Origin of the sequence: Agrobacterium sp. ST15.13.015, from assembly GCF_027871645.1 — a bacterium.
GTDB classification, from domain to species: domain Bacteria; phylum Pseudomonadota; class Alphaproteobacteria; order Rhizobiales; family Rhizobiaceae; genus Agrobacterium; species Agrobacterium leguminum.
This window is the reverse complement of sequence record NZ_JAQAHF010000029.1, coordinates 23,124-29,123: the sequence shown is the minus strand read 5'-3', so window position 1 is coordinate 29,123 and position 6,000 is coordinate 23,124. Positions and strand designations below refer to the sequence as shown.

The following is a 6,000-nucleotide window of genomic DNA, read 5'->3' as shown; positions in this document are numbered from 1 at the left end:
TCCTCTTTCGTGTCCGAGATCGTCGCCAAACGCTCGAATACGAGTAGAATCAACACCGTGCGCCATGTCCACCAAATTTAAACCGGACAGCAGTGGGACAGGCCCGAGCATGACGAAGGAGAGATTTGAGGACGTGGCAGGCAGGCTTGTGAAGGCAAGAAGCTGAAATTCGCGTGAGCGCACCTCAAACCGTAAAAATCTTCTCCCGCAGCAGTTCCCACGTCTCCTGATCCGGCGCGAGCAGCAGCCCGCCATCCACATGGCTCGGCAGATAGGGCGAGCCGTCGAGGCGTGCCGCGTAAGCGCCCGCCTCCTGCGACAGCAGCGTGCCGGCCAGATGGTCCCAGGGCATCAGCTTGTTATACATCAGGAAGTGCATATGGCCGCCGCAGAACAGGCGGTACTCATGCGCCGCGCAGCGATAGCTGGTGAAGAGCCGCACATCGGCGAGGTTCGTCAGGATCTTGCGCCGTGTCTCCACGTCGAAATAACCGGTATTGGCGATGCCGACCATCTGCGACAATTCCGGGGCCGGCACGACCGACATCTGCGTCTGCGATCCGTCGGCGCTGCAAAGCCACGCGCCGGAACCCTTTTCGGCAATCGCCCAATCATTGCCCATCGGATCGAAGATAAGGCCGGCAACGGTCTCACCCTTGGAGATGACGCTCATCATCACGCCGAAGAGCGGCAGGCCGGAGGCGAAATTATAGGTGCCGTCAATCGGATCGACCACCACGGCAAGATCGGCATCGGCAAGCTTGCCGAGCAGCGAGGCATCCGCCGCCACCGCCTCTTCGCCGATGAACAGCGCATCCGGCATGATCTCCTGCACGCGGGCGCGGATCAACCGCTCGGCCGCCTCGTCGGCCTCGGTCACGAGGTCGATTGCCTCGGTCTTCATCCGCACGTCGCCCTCGCCCAGATTACGGAACCGCGGCAGAATTTCCACCGCCGCCGCCTCCTGAAGCGCATTGGCGAGAGCGGCGATGTCGAGTTCGAGAGCCATGGGCAATATCCTTCTATTTGAGCGCGATGTTATAAGGCGACGATTTCCCGTCGCAGCATCTTCCAGCTTTCCTTGTCGGGAGCGGACAGAATGCCGCCCTCCGTCTGCCCCGGCCGATAGGGCGTATTGTCGAAACGGGCCGTGTAACCGCCCGCCTCCTGATGAATGAGCACACCGGCGAGATGATCCCACGGCATCAGCTTTTCATGGCCGATGAAATGCAGCTTGCCGGCCGAGGCGAGCCAGTATTCATGTGCCGAGCAATTGAGTGACAGCGCCATCTTGATCTTCGCCATGTTGGCGGCAATTACCGGCCGGCGATCCTGATGGCTATGGCCCCAGGAAAAGATGCCGACCATGTCGGACAATGGCGCGGGATCGGCTACCCTGAGCTTCGCCTGCGAACCGTTCCTGCGGTTGAGAAACGCGCCCTCGCCTTTCAAAGCAACGATGGTATCGCCCATCACCGGATCGTGGATGATGCCCGCCACGGTCTCACCCTTGACGGTGACCGCAAGCAGCGTGCCGAAAGCGGGAAAACCGGAAGCGTAATTGAAAGTGCCGTCGATGGGATCGATCACGAAGGCAAGCGGCGCATCGGCAAGTGCGGGAATGACGGATTGGTCCGCCTCATAGGCCTCTTCGCCGACGATATGGGCCTTCGGAAATCGCTGAAGGAGAGCAGCGGTGATCGCCTTTTCTGCCAGAACATCGGCCTCGGTGACGAGATCGACGGCGGAGGTCTTTTCGGAGATCGCACCGGCGCTCAGGTTTCGGAAGCGGGGAAGAATTTCATTCGCGCCGGCAGCGGCAACGGTGGAAACGAGGAAGTCGATATCTTTGTCGGAAAGGGTCATCGGGCGTGGCACTTCTTCATAAGGGGGAGTTGGCCTCCCTACGCTCTTCAGGTGACGCCCCGGTGACAGAAAGCGCCGAAAAATCAAAAAGCTTGGGATCGAGCAGATGCGACGGATTGACATGGGCAAGCGCCCTCAGCATCACGTCCTTGCGGCCGGGCATACGCCTTTCGATATCCGCCAGCATCTCCTTCATGGCATTGCGCTGAAGCCCGTCTTGCGAGCCGCAGAGGTCGCAGGGAATGATGGGGAACTCCATCGCCGCCGCGAATTTCGCCATATCCTCCTCGGCGCAATAAGCAAGCGGACGCATGACCATCAGGTCGCCCTCGTCGTTCAAAAGCTTCGCCGGCATGCCAGCCAGCCGGCCGCCGTGGAAGAAGTTCATGAAGAAGGTTTCGAGAATATCCTCGCGATGATGGCCGAGCAGCAGTGCGTCGCAACCCTCCTCCCGCGCGATGCGGTAGAGATTGCCGCGCCGGAGCCGCGAACAGAGCGAACAGTAGGTGCCGCCCGCAGGCACCTTTTCCTTCACCACGGAATAGGTGTCGCGATATTCGATGCGATGGGGCACACCGATCTTCGCCAGATACTCCGGCAACACGTGTTTGGGAAAATTCGGCTGCCCCTGATCGAGATTGCAAGCCACCAGTTCCACCGGCAAAAGGCCACGCCATTTGAGATCGAGCAGCAGCGCCAGCAGCCCATAGCTGTCCTTGCCGCCGGAAAGGCCGACAAGCCAGCGCTTCTGGCCCTTCAGCATGCCGAAATCTTCAAAGGCCTGGCGAACGTTGCGCAACAGTCGCTTGCGCAGCTTGTTGAAGGAAACCGACCGCGGCGCGTTGTCGAACAGGGGATGCGAGCTGCCGTTTTCTTCGGACGCGTCCTGATCCGCCCCGATCTGGTCGGCCCCGGCCTGATCTACAAAGTCATCGATCTTGGTGAGAATGTTCATCATCAGCTCGCTCCGGCACGACTGCCGTTCTTAATGCAGGCAATGCCCCCATCCGCCGGCAATATCAAGCCCCGAAAACCGACCAGCCGGTTTTCGTCGCCAGCATTTCCAGCGCCTGTGACCCGAGCGCCGAGTTGCCGACCTTGTTGAGACCCGGCGACCAGACCGCGATGGACGCGTTGCCTGGCGCCACCGCCATGATGCCGCCGCCCACACCGCTCTTGCCCGGCAGGCCGACATGATAGGCGAAATCGCCCGATCCGTCATAATGGCCGCAGGTCAGCATCAGCGCATTGATGCGTCGCGCCCGCCGATCCGAAACGACCGTGTGGCCGGTCAGCGGATTGCGGCCGCGATTGGCGAGGAAAAGGCCAGCGCGGGAAAGCTGAGCGCAGGTCATGGAGAGCGCGCACTGGTGGAAATAAACACCGAGCGTATATTCGACGGGATGGTGCAGATTGCCGAAGGAGCGCATGAAATTGGCGAGCGCGAAATTGCGGAACCCCGTCGCCTGCTCGGATTTCGCCACCGTATCGTCGATGCTGATCGTGTCATCGTCCGCGAGGTAACGCACGAAACGCAGAAGCTCACCGATTGCCTCGCGGGGCTGGTGGCCGGCAAGCACGATATCGGTCACCACGATCGCGCCGGCATTGACGAAGGGATTGCGTGGGATGCCGTGCTCATGCTCCAGCTGGACGATGGAGTTGAAGGAGGAGCCCGAAGGCTCGCGCCCTACCCGGTTCCACACCGTTTCCCCCGCCTTGCCGAGCGCCAGCGTCAGCATGAAGACCTTGGAGATGCTCTGGATCGAAAACGGCGTCAGCGCATTGCCGGCTGTATAAGTCGTTCCATCGACCGTGGTGATGGCAATGCCGAACTGGTTGGGATCGACCTTGGCAAGTTCGGGAATGTAATCCGCAACCTTCCCCTCGCCGAGCCTCGGCGCCATGCTGTCATAGATGGAATCGACGATCGCCTGAATGTCCTGCATGCAAAGCCTTCCCCGCAAACAAAAAAGCCGCCCCGAAGGGCGGCTTCCTGAATACTGAAACGCGTCGATTAACGCGAGTAGAATTCGACGACCAGATGCGGTTCCATGACGACCGGGTACGGAACGTCGGAGAGAGCCGGAACGCGGGCGTAGGTCGCAACCATCTTGTTGTGGTCAACTTCGATGTAGTCAGGAACGTCACGCTCAGCGAGCTGGACGGCTTCCAGAACGGTTACGAGCTGCTTGGACTTCTGGCGAACTTCGATGACGTCGCCCGGCTTGCAGCGGTAAGAACCGATATTGACGCGAACGCCGTTAACCGTGACGTGGCCATGGTTGATGAACTGGCGCGAAGCGAAAACGGTCGGAACGAACTTGGCGCGGTAGACGATGGCGTCCAGACGCGACTCGAGCAGGCCGATGAGGTTTTCGGAGGTATCGCCCTTGCGACGGTTTGCTTCGTCGAAGGTGGCGCGGAACTGCTTTTCGCGCAGTTCGCCGTAGTAGCCCTTGAGCTTCTGCTTGGCGCGCAGCTGCGTGCCGAAGTCGCTCATCTTACCCTTGCGGCGCTGTCCGTGCTGGCCCGGGCCGTATTCGCGGCGGTTAACCGGGGACTTCGGACGGCCCCAGATGTTTTCGCCCATGCGGCGGTCAATTTTATACTTAGCCGATTCGCGCTTGCTCATCGTATTTCCTTCTCAAAGGTTTATGCCGGTCTGTTACCAAACCGGTTCAAGGAAACACGCCCTCCTCTGAAGCCCGTTTCAGGGCCTCTGACAGGCTTCTCACATGCAAATGGAGAAACCACGGGACATGTCGGTGATATTGACCGCCGAACGTCAGTTCTTAAACTGCAGGGCAGTCAACAAAACACACCGGACATCACTGCCCGGCGTTGGGGCGGCTTCTACAGAGCTTTCACGAATTTGTCAAACAAGGCCTTTCGCTTTTTTCTGAAGTCTCCTCTTGAAAAGCGAAAGTGCCCACCCATCTCTCCATCGTGATCAGAACTCGGGCCCCTCTGGCGTGTTACCGGACAACACGTGATGTCGAGTTTGTTAAGGTTGGGGCCACGTATATGTCTGTTTCACGTCCCCCCATCCGTAAAGCCAACCTCGTCCGGCTAAAGGTTGACTGATGGACTTTCTTCTATCGGATTTTCTCGGCACCCCCACATGGATGTGGGCGGTCTTCATTTCCCTCGTCCTTGGCCTTCTCGCGCTCGATCTAGGCGTGCTGCATAAAAACTCCAAGGAAATTGGCGTTCGTGAAAGCCTGCTGATGTCGGGCTTCTATATTGTCATCGGCTTGGCCTTCGGCGGCTGGATCTGGTATCAGTCCGGCGAACAGTCGGCGATGGAATATGTCACCGGCTTCGTGGTCGAAAAAAGCCTGGCGATGGACAATATCTTCATCATCGCCATGATTTTCTCCTATTTCGCCATTCCCCGCCAATATCAGCACCGCGTGCTGCTCTGGGGCATCCTCGGCGTCATCGTCCTGCGTGGCATCATGATCGCGGGCGGCGCGGCCATCGTCGAAAACTTCCACTGGGTGCTTTATCTCTTCGCGGCCTTCCTCGTCTTCACCGGCCTCAAGATGCTGTTCTCGTCCGACCATGACGAGTCCGATATCGGCAATAACCGCATCCTGAAGTTCCTGCGCAGTCACCTTCCGGTGACAAACAAGCTGCATGGCGAGAAATTCTTCGTCAAGGAAACCGATGAGACCACCGGCAAACTCAAGACCTTCGTGACGCCGCTCTTCCTGGCGCTCATCATGGTCGAAATCGCCGACCTGATCTTCGCAGTCGATTCGATCCCGGCAATCTTCGCGATCACCACCGATCCGTTTATCGTCTACACGTCGAACATCTTTGCGATCCTTGGCCTGCGCGCCCTCTATTTTGCGCTCGCCGCCCTGATCCACCGCTTCGCTTATCTGAAATATGCGCTGGCTGCGGTTCTGGTCTTCGTCGGTTCGAAGATTTTCGTCGCCGATATGCTCGGCATCGCCAAGATCCCGCCCGCCGTCTCACTCGGCGTCACGGTCGCCATCCTCGCAACCGGCATCATCGGTTCGCTGATTGCGACGCGCAAGGAAGCGAAAGCCATCGAGTAAGGCCAATCAATGAGGAGGCGGAAACGCCTCCTCTGCCGTTATCCAGAACCAACGCGCTTAACCA

6 protein-coding genes are annotated in these 6,000 nt (G+C 59.1%); 1 reads left to right on the top strand and 5 read right to left on the bottom strand.

Annotated features, from left to right (window positions below):
- Positions 1–184: 184 nt before the first annotated feature.
- From PIB16_RS25805 to rpsD, 5 genes are all read right to left on the bottom strand, one after another.
- Complete coding sequence (locus tag PIB16_RS25805; protein WP_271046614.1) at positions 185–1,009, bottom strand: inositol monophosphatase family protein; 825 nt, start codon at positions 1,007–1,009, stop codon at positions 185–187.
- Between the two features lie 29 nt (positions 1,010–1,038).
- A complete protein-coding gene (locus PIB16_RS25800) occupies positions 1,039–1,866 on the bottom strand; it encodes an inositol monophosphatase family protein (RefSeq protein ID WP_035263086.1) in 828 nt (275 codons plus the stop codon).
- Between the two features lie 16 nt (positions 1,867–1,882).
- Complete coding sequence (gene ttcA / locus PIB16_RS25795) at positions 1,883–2,824, bottom strand: tRNA 2-thiocytidine(32) synthetase TtcA (RefSeq protein ID WP_271046613.1); 942 nt, start codon at positions 2,822–2,824, stop codon at positions 1,883–1,885.
- Between the two features lie 61 nt (positions 2,825–2,885).
- Positions 2,886–3,815 carry a glutaminase gene (locus tag PIB16_RS25790; RefSeq protein WP_003520424.1) on the bottom strand — a complete coding sequence of 310 codons (930 nt, stop codon included), beginning with the start codon at positions 3,813–3,815 and terminating at the stop codon, positions 2,886–2,888.
- 68 nt (positions 3,816–3,883) lie between these two features.
- Positions 3,884–4,501: a 30S ribosomal protein S4 gene (gene rpsD, locus PIB16_RS25785; protein ID WP_003520423.1), complete on the bottom strand. Its 618-nt coding sequence runs from the start codon at positions 4,499–4,501 to the stop codon at positions 3,884–3,886.
- Between the two features lie 451 nt (positions 4,502–4,952).
- Here rpsD and PIB16_RS25780 point away from each other — a divergent pair, with 451 nt between their 5' ends.
- Positions 4,953–5,936: a TerC family protein gene (locus PIB16_RS25780; RefSeq protein WP_271046612.1), complete on the top strand. Its 984-nt coding sequence runs from the start codon at positions 4,953–4,955 to the stop codon at positions 5,934–5,936.
- Positions 5,937–6,000: the final 64 nt, after the last annotated feature.

Excerpts from the sequence above, each read along its gene's own strand:
- PIB16_RS25800 (WP_035263086.1), bottom strand. The coding sequence starts at position 1,866 with ATGACCCTTTCCGACAAAGATATCGACTTCCTCGTTTCCACCGTTGCC.
- PIB16_RS25805 (WP_271046614.1), bottom strand. The coding sequence starts at position 1,009 with ATGGCTCTCGAACTCGACATCGCCGCTCTCGCCAATGCGCTTCAGGAG.
- PIB16_RS25780 (WP_271046612.1), top strand. The coding sequence starts at position 4,953 with ATGGACTTTCTTCTATCGGATTTTCTCGGCACCCCCACATGGATGTGG.
- rpsD (WP_003520423.1), bottom strand. The coding sequence starts at position 4,501 with ATGAGCAAGCGCGAATCGGCTAAGTATAAAATTGACCGCCGCATGGGC.
- ttcA (WP_271046613.1), bottom strand. The coding sequence starts at position 2,824 with ATGATGAACATTCTCACCAAGATCGATGACTTTGTAGATCAGGCCGGG.
- PIB16_RS25790 (WP_003520424.1), bottom strand. The coding sequence starts at position 3,815 with ATGCAGGACATTCAGGCGATCGTCGATTCCATCTATGACAGCATGGCG.